This window comes from Mucilaginibacter terrae, assembly GCF_042679325.1.
Lineage (GTDB): Bacteria > Bacteroidota > Bacteroidia > Sphingobacteriales > Sphingobacteriaceae > Mucilaginibacter > Mucilaginibacter terrae.
Genome location: NZ_JBHTMJ010000016.1, coordinates 20679 through 41538, shown reverse-complemented (window position 1 = coordinate 41538; position 20860 = coordinate 20679). Strand labels below are relative to the sequence as shown.

22 protein-coding genes are annotated in these 20860 nt (G+C 43.7%); 13 read left to right on the top strand and 9 right to left on the bottom strand.

The genetic code is table 11. The annotated features are described in order from the left end of the window. Positions 1–91 precede the first annotated feature (91 nt). Positions 92–2146, top strand: coding sequence for a prolyl oligopeptidase family serine peptidase (locus tag ACFQ3S_RS15970; protein ID WP_377166264.1), 2055 nt, complete (start codon positions 92–94; stop codon positions 2144–2146). Positions 2147–2174: 28 nt separating this feature from the next. Here ACFQ3S_RS15970 and dinB read toward each other — a convergent pair whose 3' ends face one another. Continuing rightward, positions 2175–3233, bottom strand: a complete 1059-nt coding sequence (dinB, locus tag ACFQ3S_RS15965) for a DNA polymerase IV (protein WP_377166262.1) — start codon at positions 3231–3233, stop codon at positions 2175–2177. A 182-nt stretch (positions 3234–3415) separates the two neighbouring features. Between dinB and ACFQ3S_RS15960 the strand changes: the two genes are divergently transcribed. From ACFQ3S_RS15960 to ACFQ3S_RS15915, 10 genes are all read left to right on the top strand, one after another. Continuing rightward, positions 3416–4576 (top strand): DUF3095 domain-containing protein, encoded by a 1161-nt coding sequence (locus tag ACFQ3S_RS15960; protein ID WP_377166260.1) that lies wholly within the window; start codon positions 3416–3418, stop codon positions 4574–4576. A 127-nt stretch (positions 4577–4703) separates the two neighbouring features. Continuing rightward, positions 4704–5024, top strand: a complete 321-nt coding sequence (locus tag ACFQ3S_RS15955; RefSeq protein ID WP_377166258.1) for a type II toxin-antitoxin system RelE/ParE family toxin — start codon at positions 4704–4706, stop codon at positions 5022–5024. 32 nt (positions 5025–5056) lie between these two features. Further along, on the top strand, positions 5057–5350 hold the full coding sequence (locus ACFQ3S_RS15950; RefSeq protein WP_377166256.1) for a HigA family addiction module antitoxin: 294 nt from the start codon (positions 5057–5059) through the stop codon (positions 5348–5350). Positions 5351–5405: 55 nt separating this feature from the next. After that, the gene (locus tag ACFQ3S_RS15945; protein ID WP_377166254.1) at positions 5406–5741 is read left to right on the top strand and encodes a tRNA-binding protein; all 336 of its coding nucleotides are present in this window, start codon (positions 5406–5408) and stop codon (positions 5739–5741) included. Beyond that, on the top strand, positions 5741–6217 hold the full coding sequence (locus ACFQ3S_RS15940) for a nucleoside deaminase (protein WP_377166252.1): 477 nt from the start codon (positions 5741–5743) through the stop codon (positions 6215–6217). Before ACFQ3S_RS15945 ends, ACFQ3S_RS15940 begins: the two co-directional genes overlap by 1 nt. 78 nt (positions 6218–6295) lie before the next feature. Then, the gene (locus tag ACFQ3S_RS15935; protein WP_377166250.1) at positions 6296–6910 is read left to right on the top strand and encodes a superoxide dismutase; all 615 of its coding nucleotides are present in this window, start codon (positions 6296–6298) and stop codon (positions 6908–6910) included. A gap of 103 nt (positions 6911–7013) precedes the next feature. Beyond that, positions 7014–7187 (top strand): hypothetical protein, encoded by a 174-nt coding sequence (locus ACFQ3S_RS15930; protein ID WP_377166248.1) that lies wholly within the window; start codon positions 7014–7016, stop codon positions 7185–7187. 11 nt (positions 7188–7198) lie between these two features. Beyond that, a complete protein-coding gene (locus ACFQ3S_RS15925; RefSeq protein ID WP_377166246.1) occupies positions 7199–8194 on the top strand; it encodes a quinone oxidoreductase family protein in 996 nt (331 codons plus the stop codon). A 5-nt stretch (positions 8195–8199) separates the two neighbouring features. Then, positions 8200–9219, top strand: coding sequence for a 2Fe-2S iron-sulfur cluster-binding protein (locus ACFQ3S_RS15920; protein WP_377166244.1), 1020 nt, complete (start codon positions 8200–8202; stop codon positions 9217–9219). Between the two features lie 624 nt (positions 9220–9843). Continuing rightward, complete coding sequence (locus tag ACFQ3S_RS15915) at positions 9844–12180, top strand: tetratricopeptide repeat protein (protein ID WP_377166242.1); 2337 nt, start codon at positions 9844–9846, stop codon at positions 12178–12180. A gap of 200 nt (positions 12181–12380) precedes the next feature. On the opposite strand, the gene ACFQ3S_RS15910 is transcribed toward ACFQ3S_RS15915, so the two are convergent. After that, positions 12381–12854: a MarR family winged helix-turn-helix transcriptional regulator gene (locus ACFQ3S_RS15910; protein ID WP_377166240.1), complete on the bottom strand. Its 474-nt coding sequence runs from the start codon at positions 12852–12854 to the stop codon at positions 12381–12383. Between the two features lie 185 nt (positions 12855–13039). On the opposite strand from ACFQ3S_RS15910, the gene ACFQ3S_RS15905 reads away from it, so the two are divergent. Then, complete coding sequence (locus tag ACFQ3S_RS15905) at positions 13040–13438, top strand: GlcG/HbpS family heme-binding protein (protein WP_377166238.1); 399 nt, start codon at positions 13040–13042, stop codon at positions 13436–13438. A 61-nt stretch (positions 13439–13499) separates the two neighbouring features. Here the strand turns inward: ACFQ3S_RS15905 and ACFQ3S_RS15900 are convergent, their stop codons facing one another. After that, positions 13500–14216, bottom strand: coding sequence for a 3-ketoacyl-ACP reductase (locus tag ACFQ3S_RS15900; RefSeq protein WP_377166236.1), 717 nt, complete (start codon positions 14214–14216; stop codon positions 13500–13502). Between the two features lie 32 nt (positions 14217–14248). Continuing rightward, positions 14249–14902, bottom strand: a complete 654-nt coding sequence (locus ACFQ3S_RS15895; RefSeq protein WP_377166234.1) for an HAD family hydrolase — start codon at positions 14900–14902, stop codon at positions 14249–14251. 138 nt (positions 14903–15040) lie between these two features. Between ACFQ3S_RS15895 and ACFQ3S_RS15890 the strand changes: the two genes are divergently transcribed. Then, entirely contained in the window at positions 15041–15493 is a 453-nt protein-coding gene (locus ACFQ3S_RS15890; RefSeq protein ID WP_377166232.1) for a phosphatidylglycerophosphatase A family protein, read from the top strand. Between the two features lie 75 nt (positions 15494–15568). Here the strand turns inward: ACFQ3S_RS15890 and ACFQ3S_RS15885 are convergent, their stop codons facing one another. From ACFQ3S_RS15885 to ACFQ3S_RS15865, 5 genes are all read right to left on the bottom strand, one after another. After that, complete coding sequence (locus tag ACFQ3S_RS15885) at positions 15569–16198, bottom strand: NAD(P)H-dependent oxidoreductase (protein ID WP_377166230.1); 630 nt, start codon at positions 16196–16198, stop codon at positions 15569–15571. A gap of 171 nt (positions 16199–16369) precedes the next feature. Beyond that, the gene (hflX, locus tag ACFQ3S_RS15880) at positions 16370–17554 is read right to left on the bottom strand and encodes a GTPase HflX (protein ID WP_377166228.1); all 1185 of its coding nucleotides are present in this window, start codon (positions 17552–17554) and stop codon (positions 16370–16372) included. Positions 17555–17678: 124 nt separating this feature from the next. Next, a complete protein-coding gene (gene trpC, locus ACFQ3S_RS15875; protein ID WP_377166226.1) occupies positions 17679–18467 on the bottom strand; it encodes an indole-3-glycerol phosphate synthase TrpC in 789 nt (262 codons plus the stop codon). 67 nt (positions 18468–18534) lie between these two features. Next, positions 18535–19200: an anthranilate synthase component II gene (locus ACFQ3S_RS15870; RefSeq protein ID WP_377166224.1), complete on the bottom strand. Its 666-nt coding sequence runs from the start codon at positions 19198–19200 to the stop codon at positions 18535–18537. 122 nt (positions 19201–19322) lie between these two features. Then, on the bottom strand, positions 19323–20732 hold the full coding sequence (locus ACFQ3S_RS15865) for an anthranilate synthase component I family protein (RefSeq protein WP_377166222.1): 1410 nt from the start codon (positions 20730–20732) through the stop codon (positions 19323–19325). Between the last annotated feature and the right edge of the window lie 128 nt (positions 20733–20860).

Genomic DNA, 20860 nt, shown 5'->3' with positions numbered 1-20860 from the left:
GTTCACTTACACAAACAGTACCTCAATGAAAAAAACAAGCTGTTTATTGTTATCGGCTGTGTTATTTTGCAGCCTTTGTTATGCCCAACGTATGAATATAAAACCATCTGCCTACCCCCAAACCGCCAAAGGCACCGTTACCGATACTTACTTTAATACCACAGTGCCCGACCCTTACCGCTGGCTGGAAGACGACCGCGCCGACGATACCAAAGCTTGGGTAACGGCTCAAAACAAGGTTACGCAAGGCTACCTGCAGCAAATCCCTTTCCGCGATGCCATCCGCAAACGCCTGGAAACCCTGTGGAACTACGAAAAATACAGCGCCCCTTTTAAAGAAGGCGCCTACACTTACTTTTACAAAAACGATGGCTTGCAAAGCCAGTCGGTACTATACCGCCAAGCCGAGGGCGGCCAGCCCGAGGTGTTCTTAGACCCTAACAAATTCAGCAAAGACGGTACCACCTCCCTGGCCGGTATATCATTTACGCTGGATGGTAGTTTGGCCGCATACCAACTCTCCACCGGCGGCTCTGATTGGACTAACGCCGTCATCATCAATGCCGCCAGCAAAACCCAAATGGGTGATACGTTGAAAGACATCAAGTTTTCGGGCATAGCCTGGAAGGGCAACGAAGGCTTTTATTACAGCAGCTACGATAAACCCAAAGATGCCAGTCAACTTTCGGGCATGACGCAGTACCATAAATTGTACTATCACCAGTTGGGCACCCCGCAAAGCCAGGACAAGCTGATATTTGGAGGTGAACAAACCCCACGCCGTTACATTGGTGCCTATTTAACCGAGGATGAACGCTTCCTGGTGATTACGGCAGCTAATTCTACCACGGGTAATGAGCTGTACTTCCAGGACCTGAGCCAGCCCGGTAGTGCCATTGTTAACGTGGTGAATAATATGGATAACGTGCATTCCATTGTTGATAACATAGGTAGCAAGCTGTACATCTACACTAACCTGTACGCACCCACTTACAAGTTAATCACCGTTGATGCCACCAAACCGCAGCCCGGCAACTGGAAGGACCTGATAGCGAAATCAGAAAATGTGCTCGAGGTGTCTACCGCGGGCGGCAAACTGTTCGCACATTACTTAAAGGATGCCACTACGCTTATTCAGCAGTACGATATGAACGGTAAGTTGGAGCATGCCGTTACCCTGCCATCGGTGGGTACAGCTTCGGGCTTCAGCGCTAAGAAGAACGAGAAGGACATTTATTATTCCTTTACTTCATATACCTATCCTTCAACCATCTTCAAATACAATTTGGCCTCTGGTAAATCGGAAGTGTATAAAAAGTCGGGCGTGCAGTTTAACCCAGAGTTGTATGAGAGCAAACAGGTGTTCTACAAGTCGAAAGACGGCACCCGCATCCCAATGATCATCACTTATAAAAAAGGCACGGTGCTTAACGGGCATAACCCTACCCTTTTATATGCTTATGGTGGTTTTGGCGTAAGCCTGACCCCTGCATTCAGCACCTCTAACATTGTATTGTTAGAACAGGGCGGCGTTTACGCAGTCCCTAACCTGCGCGGCGGCGGCGAGTACGGCGAAACCTGGCACAAAGCCGGTATTAAAATGCGCAAGCAAAACGTGTTCGACGATTTTATTGCCGCCGCCGAATACCTCATCAAAAATAAATATACTTCTAAAGACTACCTGGCCGTTGCGGGAGGTTCCAACGGCGGTTTGCTGGTGGGCGCTACCATCACCCAACGGCCCGATCTGTGCCAGGTGGCTTTTCCGGCTGTAGGTGTAATGGATATGCTGCGTTACAACAAATTTACTGCCGGTGCAGGCTGGGCTTACGATTATGGCACTGCCGAAGAAAGCGAAGGTATGTTTGAGTACCTGTATCATTACTCGCCATACCATGCCTTAAAGCCGGCCACTTACCCCGCTACCATGGTTACTACGGCCGATCATGACGACCGTGTTGTTCCGGCGCATTCTTTTAAGTTTGCTGCCCGTTTACAGGAATATCAAAAAGGCATTGCTCCAACCGTAATCCGCATCGAAACTAATGCAGGTCATGGCGCGGGCCGTTCAACCGCGCAAATTATAGGGCAGGAAACCGATAAATGGGCTTTTATGTTCGCTAACATGGGTGTGGATTATAAATAGATAACATCTTCAGAAACCAAGCGATCCGCTAAAATAGCTTGAGCTGATCGCTTGCTTCTTCTTTTTTGGCCTTAGGCTGCAACTCGCCAAAATTAGAGACCGAAATGCCTAATAAACGGATCTTTACTTCTTCCGGGTTGGTGGCTGCCAATAAGCTTTTAGCGGTATCACTTAATGTAGCGGCATCGCCCACGGGTTTAACAAAAGACTGGTTACGGGTAATTTGCTTAAAATCGCTGTATTTTACTTTGAGGGTAATAGTGCGGCCTTTCAGGTTATAACGTGCTAAGCGGTCGGCTACAATTTGGGCTATCTTATCCAGTTCGGTATGCATTTCTTCGGGCTCGGTCAAATCGTAGGCAAATGTATCTTCTGCTCCCATTGATTTCGTTTCGCGGTGAGGCTGAACCGGTCGGTTATCAACACCGCGTACTATCTGGTAGTAAAAACGACCGGCTTTACCAAAGTGTTTCACCAGTTTTTCTTCAGTCAGCTGCTTCAGGTCGGCGCCGGTATGCAGTCCCATCTTCTTCATCTTTTCGGCTGTAACCTTGCCCACGCCATGAAACTTTTCTACCGGCAATTGCTCCATAAACGCTTCGATGGCCGACGGGCCGATGAACTTCAACCCGTTAGGCTTATTAATATCCGAAGCAATTTTGGCTACAAATTTATTGATAGATACACCTGCCGAAGCCGTTAATTGCAACTCATCCTGTATGGCCTGCTTAATTTGCAGTGCCACCTCAATGGCCGACCCAATGCCCAGCTTATCCTCCGTTACATCTAAATAAGCCTCATCAAGCGATAGCGGCTCTATGAGATCGGTATAACGGCTAAAAATTTCTCTAATGTGTTTCGATACCTCTTTGTACACCGCAAACCTCGGCCGTACAAATATAGCATGCGGGCATAACTGCAATGCTTGTTTAGATGACATGGCCGAGCGGATGCCAAATTTACGTGCTTCGTAACTGGCTGTAGCCACTACACCTCCACGCCCTTCGGGCAATCCGCCTACTGCCAGCGGCTTGCCCCTGAGTTCGGGGTTATCGCGCTGCTCTACCGACGCATAAAAAGCATCCATATCTATATGGATAATTTTGCGATGAATAGTGTTAGCTGGCATTATACAAATATACAGCAGGCAACAATAGGTTACAGGTATTGTTACCTAACTTCGAAGCAAAAGCACAACTTTTCACATCGTAATGTTCAGGATTTTCGTATGTTGGAACGTTGATGGTTATTAAGCATTCACACTAACAAATGTTACCACCCGATCAGGATTTTTACTCCCAGTTACCCATTAGTCCGTTACCGCTGGGCGACCTGCTGCTGAATGAAAAGCTTTTTAGCACCGTACCTAACAGCTGGCATGTTATTATAACCGATATTAAAAGCTCTACCGAGGCGGTTTTAAGTGGCAGTCACGAAAACGTGAACCTGATAGCTACAGGCAGTATTGTTTCGGTACTTAACCTGGCCTTTGATATGAACATTACCATACCTTTCTTTTTTGGTGGAGACGGTGCTACTTTTATAGTTCCCCCTTGTTTAATTAATAAGGCCATGCAGGTGCTGTCTTTATACAAAGCCAGCACGCTTACTAATTTTAACCTCGAATTACGCACGGGCACCGTACCGGTAAAAACCATTTACGAGCAGGGCTTTCATTTACATATTGCCAAGTACAGGAGTTCTAAATCTTTCTATATCCCTATTATATTAGGCAACGGATTAAATTATGCAGAAAAGATCATTAAGGGGGATGATTACCTATTATCGGGGCATGATACTACTGTAGACGAGTTAAACCTCACCGGGATGCAATGCCGCTGGGATAAGATCCTTCCGCCCGAAAATAAAGAAGAAGTGGTTACTTTACTGGTTGCGGCACTTCATCATAAAGGACAAGCCGCTGCATTCAGTAAAATAATGAAGAAAATAGAAGCGATTTACGGCCCGCACCGAAAAAGACAACCCATATCGGTATCGCGGTTAAAACTGGTGACTACATTTAACCGGATAGGCTTGGAAATGCGTACCCGGTTAGGCCAGTTTAAATGGCTCCATCTGGTGCAAACCTGGGCGGTCAACCTTTTCGGGCATGTTTTTTTCCTGACCAGAAGAGGCCGGGCTTACCTGAAAAGTTTGGTAGAGATGTCGGACACGCTGGTAATTGACGGCAAGATCAACACGGTGATTTCAGGCAACATCAAACAGCGGGAAGCATTGCAGCAATATTTAGATGAACTGGAAGCCTCGGGCGAAATTATTTACGGACTGCATGTAAGCAATGCCTCGGTAATGTCGTGCTATGTACGCGATATGAAAGACGGGCACATTCATTTTGTGGATGGGAGCGACGGTGGGTACACGCAAGCGGCGCGGGTGATTAAGGGGAAGTTGAAAGAGATTAATAATTAATATTACCAAAATTTGGTTATGTATATTATTTGTCTGATATTTGTTTTGAACAATTTTTACATACACACTTGGAGAGCGGTGCAGCTCTATAAACTCTGCAAACATTGATGTCAAAAAATAAATAAAGATGCAACTAAAAATTGAAGACCATTTCCTTATTGAAGTGGCCGGTAAAAAACTCAAGCAATTAAAAGGTAAATTGCCTTATCCGCTTGAAGTTCTGCAAGCATTTAAAAAACGCATCTATCAAATTAGCCAGGCAAAAACCACGGCTGATTTACGCCAAATAGGAAGCTTGCATTTTGAGAAACTGAAAGAAGCGAGATATGAGGGTAAGTATTCAATTAGATTGAACAAAGCTTACCGCATGATATTTCGTATCGAAAACAACGAGATCAGTAGGTTAGAAATCATCTGTATAGAAGAGATCAACAACCACTACTCTTAATACTTACACGCCAAGGAGGCGTTTATACGCTTATGAACAATCAAGTTTTTGATCATAATGGTAATGAGATAGCAATAGAGGCCTTTCATCCCGGCGAATTTTTGCAGGAAGAGATCGAGGAAAGAAATCTGTTGAAAAAAGATGTAGCTCTCGCGCTTGGCATCTTACCACATCATTTAAGCGAAATTTTTGCAGGTAAAAGGCATATTTCTGCACGTTTAGCTGTAAAACTCGAAAAGTTATTAGGTATTAGCTCACACTACTGGTTAGGCCTGCAAATGGAGTTCGACCTGTATCAAGCCAAACAACAGGAAGCATTAGTATAAAAATAAAAAAGCCCTCTCCTTTGGAGAGGGTTGGGTGAGGTGTATCTTTGCCGCCATGCAAACCATCACTTGGGCCGATTTTGAAAAAGTGGAACTGCGGGCCGGTACCATTTTAGAGGCGCAGGATTTTCCAAAGGCACGCAAACCGGCATACCAGTTAAAGGTTGATTTTGGCGAGCTGGGCATTAAATGGTCGAGCGCGCAGATCACTAAACATTATACTAAAGAGGAACTAATTGGCCGGCAAATAGTAGGCGTGGTCAATTTCCCTGAAAAGCAGATAGCCAACTTTATGTCGCAATTTTTAGTTACCGGCCTGGCCGACGAGAATGGCGATATAGTATTAACCACCGTAGAAAGGCCTGTGCCTAACGGAAGCAAACTCATTTAATGCGTTTTATAAGTTTTGACAACGAAACATCGGTATCGCCCGATGACCTTTTCATGAATGAAGCCTTGCGCGAAGCCCGTTTGGCTTACGCTGAAGATGAGATCCCTATTGGCGCTATTGTAACCTGCCAGGGCCGCATTATTGGCAAAGGGCATAACCTTACCGAGCGGCTGAACGATGTAAGCGCCCACGCCGAAATGCAAGCCATGACGGCAGCTACCAACTTTTTGGGTGGCAAGTATTTAAAAGACTGTACCCTGTATGTAACCATGGAGCCCTGCGTAATGTGTGCCGGTGCTTCATACTGGTTCCAGATCGGTAAAATCGTATTTGGTGCTTATGATACACGTTTAGGCTTTGGCCGCCTGAACCAAAAGATCACTCATCCTAAAACTTTAATTACGGGCGGCATCCGCGAAAATGAGTGCGCCGAGTTGGTTAAGGAGTTTTTCAGGAGCAAACGAACGAAAAGTTAACATTAAACTGAACAAATATGAGTTTGAACGCTTTATATTTGCGTTGATACATCTTAATTAACTTTAAAAAATAATTATATGGCATTTGAATTACCGGCGTTACCATACGCTACCGACGCACTGGAACCGCATATTGATAAAGCGACTATGGAAATTCACCATGGCAAGCATCACCAGGCTTATGTAACCAACCTTAACAAGGCACTGGAGGGCAAACCTGAGGCTACCAGCAGCATCGAAGAAATTGTTAAACACATTTCAAAATTTCCGCCAGCTGTACGTAACAACGGTGGTGGTCATTTTAACCATACCATGTTTTGGACCTTACTTTCACCTAACGGTGGTGGTGAGCCAACCGGCGAACTGGCCGATGCTATAAAAAGCACTTTCGGTTCGTTCGACGAGTTGAAAACCAAAATTAACGAAGCAGGTGCAACCCGCTTTGGTTCGGGCTGGGCTTGGTTAGTAGTTACTGCCGATAAAAAATTAGCGGTTACTTCCACTCCAAACCAGGATAACCCTTTAATGGACCTTCCTGAAATTGCGGTTAAAGGCACGCCTATTTTAGGTATTGATGTTTGGGAACACGCGTACTACTTAAAGTACCAAAACAAACGTCCTGATTACTTAGCCGCTATTTGGAACGTAATTAACTGGAACCACGTTGCTGAGCTTTACACTAAAGCGAAGTAAAAAATAGAATCAAGAACTTAGAGTCAAGAAACAAGACTCTCTTTAATTTAATAACAAAAACGGCAGGGTTAAACAATCCTGCCGTTTTTGTTATTTATGAGGTATGAAAAAACTTATTTTTCCAACCATAATTTCTGTACTGCTGTTCATGAGCAGTTGCGAGGTTATTGGCGGCATTTTTAAAGCCGGCTTTTATGCGGGCATTATTGGTGTGCTCATTGTAGTAGCACTTATTATTTATCTCATTATCAAATTCAGGGGCGGAAGCAACCGTTAATCTATTAATGTATGAAAGCAGTTGTATTAACCGGCCTTAACGAACCTTTGGGCATACATGAAGTAAACAAACCATCTTTGGAACCAGGAGAGGCATTAGTTCAAATTAAAGCTGCCGCCCTTAACCGCCGCGATTACTGGATCAGCATAGGCAAGTACGCCGGTATAAAATACCCAACCATTTTAGGTTCGGATGGTGCCGGTGTGGTTGCGGAAGTAGCCGATGATGCTGACCAAAGCTGGGTGGGCAAAGAAGTGCCGATCAATCCTGGTCACGAATGGGGAAACAACCCGAATTTTCAAGGTAAAGAATTTAACATATTGGGCTTACCCGAAGACGGTACCCTGGCCGAATACGTCAAAGTAAAAACTGAATACTTACATATAAAACCGTCACATTTAACCTTTGAACAGGCCGCTGCCTTACCTTTAGCCGGGTTAACCGCTTACCGTGCCTTATTTGTTAAAGGCAGGGCCAAAGCAGGCGATAAGGTACTGATTGTTGGTGCCGGAGCGGGTACTGGTACGTTTGCCGTGCAGTTTGCGGTAGCAGCAGGCTGCCAGGTATTTGTTACCTCGGGTAGTGGCGAAAAAATAGAACGGGCCAGGCATTTAGGTGCTGCGGCAGGTGTAAATTATAAAGCGCAGGATTGGGCCGAAGAATTACAGCACATGGCCGTAGGCTTCGATGTAATTATAGATAGTGCCCTGGGTAAGGATTTTGCAAAGCTCCCCGATTTGTGCAACCCAGGCGCACGTATAATATTTTTTGGGGCTACCGCGGGTGCTATTCCCGAGTTGAATCCGCGTACGCTGTTTGCTAAACAAATACAGCTATTAGGCACTATGATGGGTTCGCCCGATGATTTTAAGGCGATGCTACAATTAGTGAGCAACCACCAAATAATACCCGTGGTAGATGAGGTATTTTCGCTGGCCGATACGCAAAAGGCGGTGGATAAAATGGGGATTTCATCGCAGTTTGGTAAGCTGGTCATCAGTATATAATACACATGTTGCAGCTGAGTGTTGAAGCTATAAAACCAGAAACAGCCGATACTACTACTTTTTATTTAAAAGAAATATCGGGGATGCCGGTAGCTTATAAAGCCGGTCAGTTTATTACATTGATTATTAATAACCATGGCGAGGAGATCAGGCGGTCATATTCGTTGAGTTCATCGCCTCACGAAGATTTGCTGGCGGTAACCATTAAACGCATCCCCAACGGCGAAATAACCCGCTATTTACATACTTATGCCCAAGTAGGCGATGTTTGGAATATTGTAGAACCAGCAGGTAGGTTTACGGTGCCAACTAATAAGCATGATACAACACGGGTGTACTTTATAGCTGGCAGCGGTATTACCCCGGCTTATGCTCATTTTAAGTACCTGTTAAACAAAGCAGATAATTCCCGCATCTTGTTGTTTTACAGTAATGTGAGCGAAAGTTCTGTCATCTTCAAAAGCGAGTTGGAACAACTGGCTTTGAAACACACCGGCCGGTTCACCGTTGTGCATTTAATAAGTAATAAAGGGAAGCGGCTTAACAACATTGTTGCCGAGCAATTGGTGCGTACATATCTGCCACAAAGCTTTGAAAATGCTCAATACTACCTGTGCGGACCGTTTACCTATATGCGCATGGTTAGGTTAACCCTGCTTTTTATGGGTATTGATGATGTTAATATCCATAAGGAGAACTATGTACTGGAGACAGTGCCCGTTAGCAGTACAGTAAGCAACTTTGCACCTCAAAATCTTCGCATTTATTACCTTAACAAGTGGCACAACCTCCAGGCGGGGAGCAACCAAACCATACTACAGGCTGCCCTGCAAAACCAGTTGCCTATTCCGTACAGTTGTGGTGGTGGGGTATGCGCGGCTTGTGCTGTTAAATGCAAAAGCGGCAAAGTTATAATGGTGAAAAACGAAGTGCTAACCGATGCCGAGATACTACGGGGATGGGTACTTACCTGCACAGGATTTGCCCTGAGCAATAATGTAGAACTTGATTTTACTGAAGGCTGAGCATTTAAGCGGAGCCCGTATTGTATTTAAATACTGCCGGATTATTTCATTTTTTCTGCAATATTTCATATAAAAATCTCAAAAAACATAACACAAAAAAGCGCGGTGTAACTCAAAACATACTGCTTAGCAAATGGAAGGCATAAAACAAACGCTTATTAAAAAAGGCGGCGCAATCAACTAAAGGAACGGCGCAAAAAATTATGGCATAGGGTATATGCCCGCAACTAAACTTGTTTAATAAGCTTGTTACTTTGTTTTGCATGATAGTTGCATATCTTATTAACGAAAAATCATTTGCCGGCCTTAATGATCGGTTTAAAGATTAAAAAATTAACTTTTGGTTTTGATTTTTTAAATTTGGTTAGTCAGTTAAATTTGCTAACAATTTATTTTTTGAAGTAAAAACTTGTTTAAATTATAAAAAAATAAAAAATATATTGCCATAATAGCTACTAAAACAGGAATAACACAGCGGCCTAAAGGCTTATTTATTTAAACCTAAGCAAAATGTGTATGTTAGTACGGTGTTTATAAGCTCAAAAGGCATAATAAAATTAATAGGTGCTCTGTTTGTGGTACCGGGGTTAAATTATTGGCAACAGCAAAAACTGCTTTATTTATATGGGGAAATTATTACTTATTCTAACGCTATTTTTACCCATTTGGGTATTTGCCCAAACTGCCGATACTTATATACAGGCTGGTAATGCAAAAGACAAGGTTAAAAATTACAACGGCGCCATAGTAGATTATACAAGGGCCATACATATAGATACCGCAAATATAAATGCCTACTTTTTTAGAGGCAATTCCCGCAGTAATTCTAAAGACTTTACCGGTGCCATTGCAGATTATACCAAAACCATAATGTTGAAGCCCGACCGCGCCGAGGCTTACTACTACCGCGCCAATGCCAATACTAACCTGGAGAATTTTGCGGAAGCAGTAAAAGATTACACCACCGCCCTGCGATTTTTACCTAAAAATGCCGACATCTATCAATACCGGGGCAGCGCTAAAACCAACCTTAAAGATTTTGTAGGCGCTATTGACGATTATACCAAGGCCATTCAAATTAAACCCAGTGCTAACCTTTACACTTATCGTGGTGTGGCTTATAGCAACCTGGGCGATAATCCTTCGGCCATAGCCGATTATGACCGTGCACTGGCCTCAAATTCTAAAAGTGCCGAGTTGTATTATTATCGCGCTAACTCTAAATCGGCGTTAAAAAACTATAACGGAGCCATATTGGATTTTAACAAATCCCTGGAACTTAACCCCCGCAATGCCGAAGCCTACTATTACCGTGGTAATGCCAAAGCAAATATGGGCAATAACCAGGGCGCCATTGTTGATTACAACCAGGCCATGCGGTTAAATCCTAAGCTGGAGGAATTAAACCATTACCTGGCCAATGCCAAAATTAACGTAGCCGATAACCGAGGTGCTATTGCCGAATATACCAAAGCAATTGCACAAAACCCAACCAATGGCGAGTTATACCTGCGCCGTGGAGTGGCTCGCGTTAACATTGGCGATAAGGCCAAAGCCCTGCCCGATTTGAATAAAGCCATTGAATTACAGCCCGATGCTTACCCGGAGGCTTACCGCGCCCGTGCCGGTATCCGTTTTGACAATAAGGATTATGAAGGCGCTATTGATGATGCCGATTTTGTTATTAAGAACAACAATAAAGATGACGGTGCTTACGCTATACGCGGTAATGCCAAAGCCGAAAAAAAGGATACTGTTAGCGCGCTTGTTGACTTCAATACCGCTATTGAACTGAATGGCCGCAACAGCTACACCTACTATTCACGCGGTAACGTAAAACGCGACCTGAAAGATGTACGTGGTGCTATTGAAGATTACACTAAAGCTATTGAGCTGCGTCCCGATTATATGGATGCCTATCTGGAGCGTGGTAATGCCCGTGCAAGGATGCGCAATTTTGCAGGTGCGGCGCAGGATTATCAGCGTGTGCTGGATAATTCGCCACGTAGCGAGGAGGCTTATTTAAAATTAGGTAATTCTCGTGCTTTGTTCCGCGATTACCAGGGCGCTATTGATACGTATAACTTAGGGATCAAGATCAATCCTAAAAATACGGCCTTCTTTATTAAACGCGGTGTGGCTAAAAGCAAACTGGGGGATACCCAAGGTGCTGCGCGGGATTTTAACCAGGTACTGCGTTTGGATACCGGATCGGCTGAGGCTTACCAAAACCGGGGTAACTTAAAGGCTGGCTATGGTGATTTTGAAGGTGCCATGGCCGATATTAATAAAGCCATATCGCAGCAGGCCAACGAAGAAGCATACTTGTTTTTGGGTAGCGCCAAAGCGGGGTTAAACGATTACTTAGGTGCCATTGAGGCCTATAACCGTGCATTGGAAATCAATACCAACAGTGCCAAGGCTTTATATTTCAGAGGATTAGCTAAGAGCAATTTACCCGATTCGTTAGGTGCTATGGACGATTTTAAAAAAGCTTACGATAACGACCCGCAGGATGAGGATGTATTTGTGTACCGGGGACTGGCTAAATTAAATTTGCAGGATTCCATTAATGCCATACAGGAATACAACACGGCTATTGATATGAACCCCACCAACTCCGATGCTTACCTTTACCGGGGTGTGGCCAAATTTAAATTACAAGATTACCGTGGTGCCCTGCAAGATTATACCACTGCCATACAAATGAATGCCGCCAATAAACTGGCGTTCTTGCGTAGGGGTGAGTTAAAAGCTGTACAACGGGATAACAAAGGCGCTATTGACGATTTTACCACTGCAATAACTTTAGATGGACGCTTACGTATGGCCTTTTACGAGCGCGGACTTATCCGCATACAGGTATCGGCCGAAAAGAATAACGGCTGCCTGGATCTTAGCAAGGCCGGCGAACTTGGCCTGAAAGAAGCCTATGAGGCAATTAAAAAATACTGTAATTAAGAATCTCTTTCCCCTAATTATATTGCGCCATTTGCTTTTAAAAATAGCAATGGCGTTTTTGTTGATGTAATTTTAATTCAACTCTTTGTGAGCATAACACAGTATCGCTTTGGCTTTTGTGCTCGGCTGTTATACCCTGCAATTACACATGGTTAGGCCATGCCTTCTACAAAGAATTTTTAGTGCTTATTGGCCCCCGGTTACAGTTGCTCTTTCAGGCGTTGATATAAACTCCGTTCATCAAGTGCTTTTTCTAATTGGCCCATTATGGTCAACAGGTTAGCATCGGCCTCACTCAACCAGCGTTGGTTCTCAGCTTTTAATATGACCAGTACAGGCGCCAGTTGTATTAACAGTTTTTTACCATTGGCCGATAACGATACCAGTCTTTTACGCCCATCTTTGCTGTCTTTGCTGGCTGTAATGAGTTTGGCTTTCAGCATCTGATCAACAAACTGAACAATAGCAGGGTGGGTAAGCTTCAGTTCATCGGCAATATCTACTATAGAAAGTGTTTTATGACGGGTAAGCAGTTCGAGTACCAGGTACCATTTAGCTTCAAAATTAAGGTTAAGTTCTTTATATACTTTATTTACATCGCCAGAGAGGCGTTCACTCAGGCGTTTTAAACGTGTAGCCATAGCCAGCTCGGCCAGTTCAGAAATGAAATCCATAAATATTATAAGAAATAATGCCCCAATATACAACCTTTCCGTTACCATTAACCGCATAGCACTTTTCACAATAGTAAGTATATGGTGTTAAAACCAGGTACTTTTATATTCGTTTATAGAATGTGTTTATTAAAACAGTAAGCCTACCTGCTTGTATTTACCCTGTACCTTTATAATAACTCAAAATGAATATTACTTTAGAACAAGCCGAGGCCGTTATAGCTGCGGCCCAATTAAAAGCACAGGAAATTGGCGTACCCATGAATGTTGCCGTGGTAGATGCCGGGGCAAATTTAAAAGCCTTTGTAAGGATGGATAATGCCTGGTTAGGATCGGTTGATATAGCGATTAAAAAAGCTAAGACCGCACGCTTTTTCGATATGGAAACAGGGGCTATCGGCGGCCTGTCGCAACCAGGCGGACCGCTTTATAACATCGAGGTTTCTAACGGCGGATTGATCACTTTTCCGGGTGGTATTCCTATGAATACCGCGGGCAACATTGTTGGCGCCATTGGCGTATCGGGAGGTAGCGTAGAGCAAGATCATGCCGTTGCCGCTGCCGGATTAGCAGCTTACAAATAACAAGCAAAAGGCTTCTCCTGTTTACGGTGAGGCCTTTTGCTTGTTATAGTGTTATTGACCTTTACGGATTTGTTGACCACAAGCCGGCATCTTTCACAAACACACGACGGTTTAATTTAAGGTTATGCACTATAAATTCGGCCAAATCTTCGGGCTGCATCACTTTATCCGGGTTGCCGTCGGTTAGTTTCAGGTCTATGGCCAAACCGGTAGCCACCGTGCTTGGCGTTAAAGTACTTACCCTGATGTTATGCTTGCGCACCTCCTGCATGAGCGAATCTGACAAACCGATAAGCCCGAATTTGGAGGCGCTATAAGCGCTGGTTACCGCCGCGCCGCGTAATTTCGCGGTAGACGATATATTGATGATGTCGCCTGTTTTGCGTTCTATCATGCCGGGTAGCACCGCACGGGTCACATAATATACGCCCATTAAGTTTATTTGTATAGTTTGCTCAAACTTGGCCGGTTCCATTTCTAAAAACCCACCGAAAAACGCCACGCCTGCATTATTTATTAAAATATCTATAAAGCCCAGCTCGGTTTGTATTTTGGTTACAGCGTTGTTAACGGCTTCTATATCGGCTACGTTGGCCGTAGAGATAGCTATTTTAACTTGATATGGCTGTAGTTCGGTAGCCAGATCTTGCAGATCGGTAGTGCTACGAGCCAGTAAGCCTACGTTTACACCCTCGGCTGCCAGGGCTATGGCAAGCGCTTTGCCTATGCCTTTGCCGGCACCGGTTATTAAAGCGGTTCTTCCTTTTAATGATTCCATGAGATGTGGTTGGTATTACTTATTTTAAGAGTTCAGCAAAAAAAGGTATCGGTAAAATCATCGCTGAAATGCAGGATATGATCTAAATGCGCAAACTCGTTTTTATAGTGAGTAGTTGTTAATACCACGGCTGGCATACCGGCGTTTAAAGCAGCTTCTGCTCCTTTGGGTACGTCTTCAAATACTATGCAATTAACAGGATCAACATTTAACTGCCGGGCAGCCTTTAAAAACGTTTCGGGGTGGGGTTTACTTAGCAGTACATCGTCGGCACTTACTATGGCCTTAAAGTAACGACGGATTTTGAGGTTATCCAGCACAAAATTTATATTGAAAGGAATAGCTGCCGATGCTATGGCCATAGGAATTTGTTTTTGATAAGCTTCCTCTAAAAACAGAGCCAAGCCGGGCAGCAGGGCCAGTTGTGGCAGGTATTCTTCCTGGTACCTTTTTTCTTTAGCAAATGACAGCTCGTCTTTTTCGGCATCAGTAAAACGTTGCGGCCCAAACACCCGTTCCAGCACTTCGGCATTTTTGCCGTACATGTGGCTCTTTACTTCATCCCAATTGAAATCACCGCCTAACTCTTCGTTAAATATGCGCATCCAGGCCTTGGTATGGTATTCCATATCGTTAATCATGGTGCCGTTCATGTCGAATATCAGTGCTTGGGGGGTATGTATCATGTATGCAAATAGGCTAAAAATAGGTTGGCTGGCAAATTTTTTATAATAAATGTTATAACTACAATTTTGGTGAAGTAATGTTTAGCCATTTAATAGTGCTGGTGCTTTTTGCTACCTTCGTTTTTGTTAATAAACTAAATGAACATTAATAAGATCGTAGCTTCCTGGTTTGGGATAGGATACATTAAAGGCGGCGGCACAGTTGCCGCTATGGTTACCTGTTTGCTGCTCTATGCGGCACAACATTACGGCCTGCTGCAAAGCGCTTGGGTACTTCCGGCTACTACTATTTTAATTACCCTGATTGGCATATACGTGGGTAACCAGGTGGAAGCCGATTGGGGAAAAGACAGTTACCGGGTAGTTATTGATGAAGTGGCGGGGCAAATGGTAACGCTTTTGTTTATTCCACTAAGCAATACCAACTTACTGATAGGGTTGATCCTGTTTCGTTTTTTTGATATTTTAAAGCCTTTGGGGGTTAAAAAGATGGAGAAGTTGCCAGCAGGTACCGGGGTAATGATGGATGATGTACTGGCGGGGGTGTATGCCAATGTGTTATTGCAGGTAATTGTATTGGTTATAAACTGATAGGCATCAACAAAAAAAGGACCGCCTTATTAAGACAGCCCTTTCAACAATTCCAATTGTTATGCTATAAAAGAATTATATTTTAATGAACAGATCTTCTGCAGTCTTGCGTACCTTGGCAAGGTGACTGTAATGATCGTCAGGTGATCTGTAGCCAATGGTTACAATAACCGATGATGTTAAACCTTTTTCTTTTAAACCCAGTATCTCATCGAACTTACTGGTATCAAACCCTTCCATAGGGCAGGTGTCAATTTCTAACTCTGATGCCGCACTCACCAATACGCCCAAGGCAATGTACGCTTGTTTATGTGCCCAGGCTATTTTTTCGTCTTCAGTTTTGTGAGAAACCGTCCCTAATATAACGTTTTCAAACTGCTCCAATTGGGCACGTTCAATCTGGCGTACTTCTGCTGTATAGTCAATGTAACGCTTTACATACGCCTCATTAATCTCCGTTTCGGCGGCAAATACAATTACCTGCGATGCATCAGTTAATTGCGATTGGCCGTATGAGGCTTCTTTCAATTGCTCACGTATGGCGGCATCTTCTACCACTAATATTTTATAGTGTTGTAAGCCGTATGATGAAGGTGTAAGTTGTACCGTTTTCAAAAGTGTATCTAACTGTTCGGCACTTATCTTTTTGCTATCGTCAAATTTCTTGGTAGCGTAACGCCACTCTAATGATTGTAATAATGACATAATTTTTTTGTTAATAATCAAAAATATGTGTTTAGACATTAATTAATGTAACGGTAATGTAAAGCTTTAACAAACAAATTATTACCCAAAAAATTGGTGAACTTTCAGCTAATTAAGTTAAAACATATCTTACTATTGATGAGATGCAAAATTTATAAAAATATATATACTTTAATACAGCAAATGATCATAAGGGTACCTCACGGTATGTACTGCAATTACCTTATCATACAAAAGCTTCCTGAACTCATCCACATTCTCTTTTTTCAGGGCCGAAATAAATATGGCCGGGCTGTTATTACTGGCCATCCACGTGTGTTTAAATTCTTCTAAACTCAGCATTTGCTCCGGTTCATCCGGGTTAATTTGCGTTGGCTGGTAGGCATCTATTTTATTGAATACTGTTATTACCGGTTTATCAATAGCACCGATATCCTTCAGCGTTTCGTTTACAGTATGTATCTGGTCTTCAAAGTGAGGATGTGATACATCAACTACGTGTACCAATATATCGGCCTCACGTACTTCATCCAGTGTAGATTTAAAACACTCTACCAAATGGTGAGGTAATTTGCGGATAAACCCAACTGTGTCTGACAGGAGGAAAGGCAGGTTTTCAATCACCACTTTACGTACCGTAGTATCCAGCGTGGCAAACAGCTTGTTCTCGGCAAACACTTCCGATTTGGAGATCATGTTCATAATGGTGGATTTACCCACGTTGGTGTAACCCACTAAAGCCACGCGCACTAACTGATTGCGGTTTTTGCGTTGCGTTTCGTTCTGCTTATCAATTTCTTTAAGCCTTTCTTTTAACAACGAAATCTTGTTTAAGATCAAACGCCTGTCCGTTTCAATTTGCGATTCACCCGGTCCGCGCATACCAATACCACCCTTTTGGCGCTCCAGGTGGGTCCATAAACGGGTAAGGCGTGGCAACAGGTATTGCAACTGGGCCAGTTCTACCTGTGTTTTGGCCTGTGAAGTTTGCGCCCGGCCTGCAAAAATATCCAGGATCAAATTACTTCTATCCAGAATCTTTACACCCAGTTCAGCTTCAATATTACGTAGTTGCGAGGGTGATAACTCATCATCGAATACCACCATATCTATTTCTTCGGCTTTTACATAAGCCTGTATTTCTTCTAATTTACCAGTACCTACAAAGGTAGCGCGCTCGGGGCGTTGCATACGCTGGGTAAAGTTCTTAACTGTTTTACCACCGGCTGTATCCACTAAAAACTTTAGCTCCTCTAAATATTCTTTAGTTTGCTCGTCGGTTTGGCCGGGCGTAATAATACCTACCAATACAGCAGTTTCCTGCTTAAGAGCAGTATCATAAAATTTTTGCTTCATTAACAATTATATATCAATCAAAATGCCAAGTTGCGTGCCGTATGGTATTTAGCAGAAGTAAAGCGCAATAAGTGCCAAAATAGCAGTTAATGTTTAAATTGAAGTAATGGCAGGCGAGTTCAAATTACCCCCTTAACTCCTTTACAAACTCTTCCATCGCTGCTCCCGGATCAGGCTGGCGCATAAAGTTTTCACCAATCAGGAAACCATTATAACCGGCTTCTTTTAATAAATTAATTACGTGTGTGTTACTAATAGCACTTTCAGAGATCTTCATTACCCCTTCGGGGATATGCTCGGCTAATTGAAACGAGGTATCGACCGATACGCTGAAATCGGCCAGATTGCGATTGTTTACACCTATGGCATCCAGGTTATCGTCCAGGCTGCGTTCCAGTTCTTTCAGGTTATGTACCTCCAGCAGGGTGTTCAGTCCAATGCTTTTGGCAAGGGCAGCAAACTGTTTGATTTCGGCAGGGGTTAATATGGCGGCTATCAGCAAAATAATATCGGCACCCAACGTTTTAGCTTCTATAACCTGGTACTCATCTATCATAAAATCCTTACGCAAAATGGGGATGTTATTAAATTTCCGCGCCTCTAACACATCGCGCTTGGCACCTCCAAAAAAGTACCTGTCGGTTAGTACCGATAAGGCCGAAGCACCCGCCGCCGCATAGGCCTGGGTTACATCCTTTACCCTAACCTGGTCGTTTATAATGCCTTTGGATGGTGATTTTCGCTTGTATTCGGCTATAATGCCTGTACGCGCCGGATCGAGCAGGAACTCCTTGAACGACAGCGGCTCACGCTCGAACATCTCACGCTCCTCTAAATGAATATACGAGGTAATCATTTTAGCCGCGGCTACTTCTTTCCTCTTTTTTTGTACTATTTGATCTAATATCGTCATGAAGCCCCCCAGCCCCCTAAAGGGGGAGTATTATAAATAGTTATATACTTCTATTAATTTTAGTTTTTTAGTTTTCCGCCCCCACTTTAACTCCCCCTTTAGGGGGCTGGAGGGCTAACCAATTTCCCATCATTTCTTTACCATACTCGGTTAAAACCGACTCGGGGTGAAACTGTACACCTCTTACATCCAGCGTTTTATGGCGCAGTGCCATTATCGAATCGTCCCTTTCATCGATAGCGGTAATGGTTAATACATCGGGCAAATCCTGTTTAGATACCACCCAGGAGTGATAACGGCCTACACTGATATTGCCAGGCAAATTAAGGAACAATTGTTCACCGGCATCGGTAACCTTAATGGGTGTTGAAATACCATGCATGGGGCGGCTCAGGTTATACAACGAGCCTCCAAAAGCCTCTGCAATAGCTTGTTGACCTAAACAAACTCCAAAAATACTTTTGGTTGGTGCATACGTTTTAATCACATCCAGCAGCAAGCCAGCCTCCGAAGGCACGCCCGGACCGGGTGATAAAATGATCTTATCGAACTGATCCACATCCTCCAGTTTAAACTGGTCGTTACGCCATACTTCGCACTCCAAACCCAGTTCATTTACCAAATGCACTAAGTTATAGGTAAACGAATCATAGTTATCTATGATCAGGATTTTGCCGCCCCCCAGCCCCCTAAAGGGGGAGTTTGAACTTGATATATCTTCAGAATTATTCATTTTTCCTTAAAATCTCTTTAAAAAACTTCTTTTTTTCACTTCGGCGCTTTCGCACTCCTCAAAACTCGCTCCCCGCTCCTTTTTTTCCCACACCTCGCAACCCAAAACCCCGTTCCCCGCACCTAAATTTCTTCCGCCATTTCAATGGCTTTTCTCAGGGCGGCTACTTTATTGTTTACTTCGTTCAGTTCGCTTTCGGCAATGGAGTCGGCCACAATGCCGGCACCCGCCTGGTAGTGCAGTACGTTGTTTTTGCTCAACAACGAACGAATCATAATGGCGTGGTTGAAATCACCATTAAAACCCAAGTAACCAATGGCGCCACTGTAAAAGCTGCGCTTGATATTTTCGTTTTCGTCAATAATTTCCATGGCTCTGAATTTAGGTGCGCCGCTCAGCGTACCCGCCGGAAAAGTATCGGCCACAATTTTAAACGACGATACACCAGGACGTAAATTACCACTCACATGCGATACCAGGTGAATCAGGTGCGAATAATACTGCACCTGCTTAAAAGCTTTCACCTCTACCTGCTGGCAGTGGCGGCTCAGATCGTTACGGGCCAGGTCAACCAGCATCACGTGCTCGGCCGATTCCTTGGGGTCGTTTTCTAAAGCACGGGCGGCTTCGGCGTCTTTTTCATCATCACCTGTACGTTTAAACGTTCCGGCAATAGGAAAAATACTGGCTACCCGGTTTTTAATGGTGATTTGTGCCTCGGGTGATGACCCGAAGATGCGAAAATCGCCATAATCGAAATAAAACAGGTATGGCGACGGGTTAATGGAACGCAAAGCCCGGTACACGTTAAACTCATCGCCCGAAAAACTTTGCGAAAAGGCACGCGATGGTACAATTTGGAAAACATCGCCACGGTAAATGTGCTGCTTCATTTTCTCTACTATGGATATAAAACCCTCGTCGGTCAGGTTTGATTGCTCGCTATCCTTACTTTGAAAATAATATTCGGGGAAATCCTTGTTTTTGAGCAGGTACTGCATTTTTTCCAGTCCTTTATCATCGGCTTGTTCGCCGTACTGATTTTGAAAAATGTACAGTTCGTTCTTAAAATGATCGATCGCAATTATGTACTTGTATATATGGTACTGCATTTCGGGGATCTGCCTTACATCATCCGTCGCTTTTTTAAGCTTGATGGTTTCGTAATGCTCCACCGCCTCATGGGTAAAATAACCGAACAAACCGTTAGAGATGATTTTGAGCGGCAGGGTATCGGTTTCAAAGCGCTTTAAAAAAACAGCTATCTGCTCAACTAAGTTAAACCGGCCTTCTTGCAGTTGTTCCTGGCTGCCATCAGGGTATTTTTGAGTTAATACGCCTTTGCTCAACACCAAGCCGGCAATGGGTTCGCAGCATATATAACTCAGGCTATTATCGCGGCTATGGTAGTCCGAACTTTCCAGCAGCAGCGAGTTAGGAAATATATCGCGCAGGCGCAGGTAAATACTCACCGGGGTAGTGGTATCGGCCAGCAGCTTTTTGTAAGTGGTATTTAATTTAAATTTTTGCATCAGTATAAAAAAATCAACTAAACGAAAAAACCCGGCGTGGTTGGCGCCGGGTCTCAAATCAGGTTTATAATTGCTTAATCTTTTTTGTAAACTAATAAACTTACCGGGCTGCCTTATTACTAAAGTGC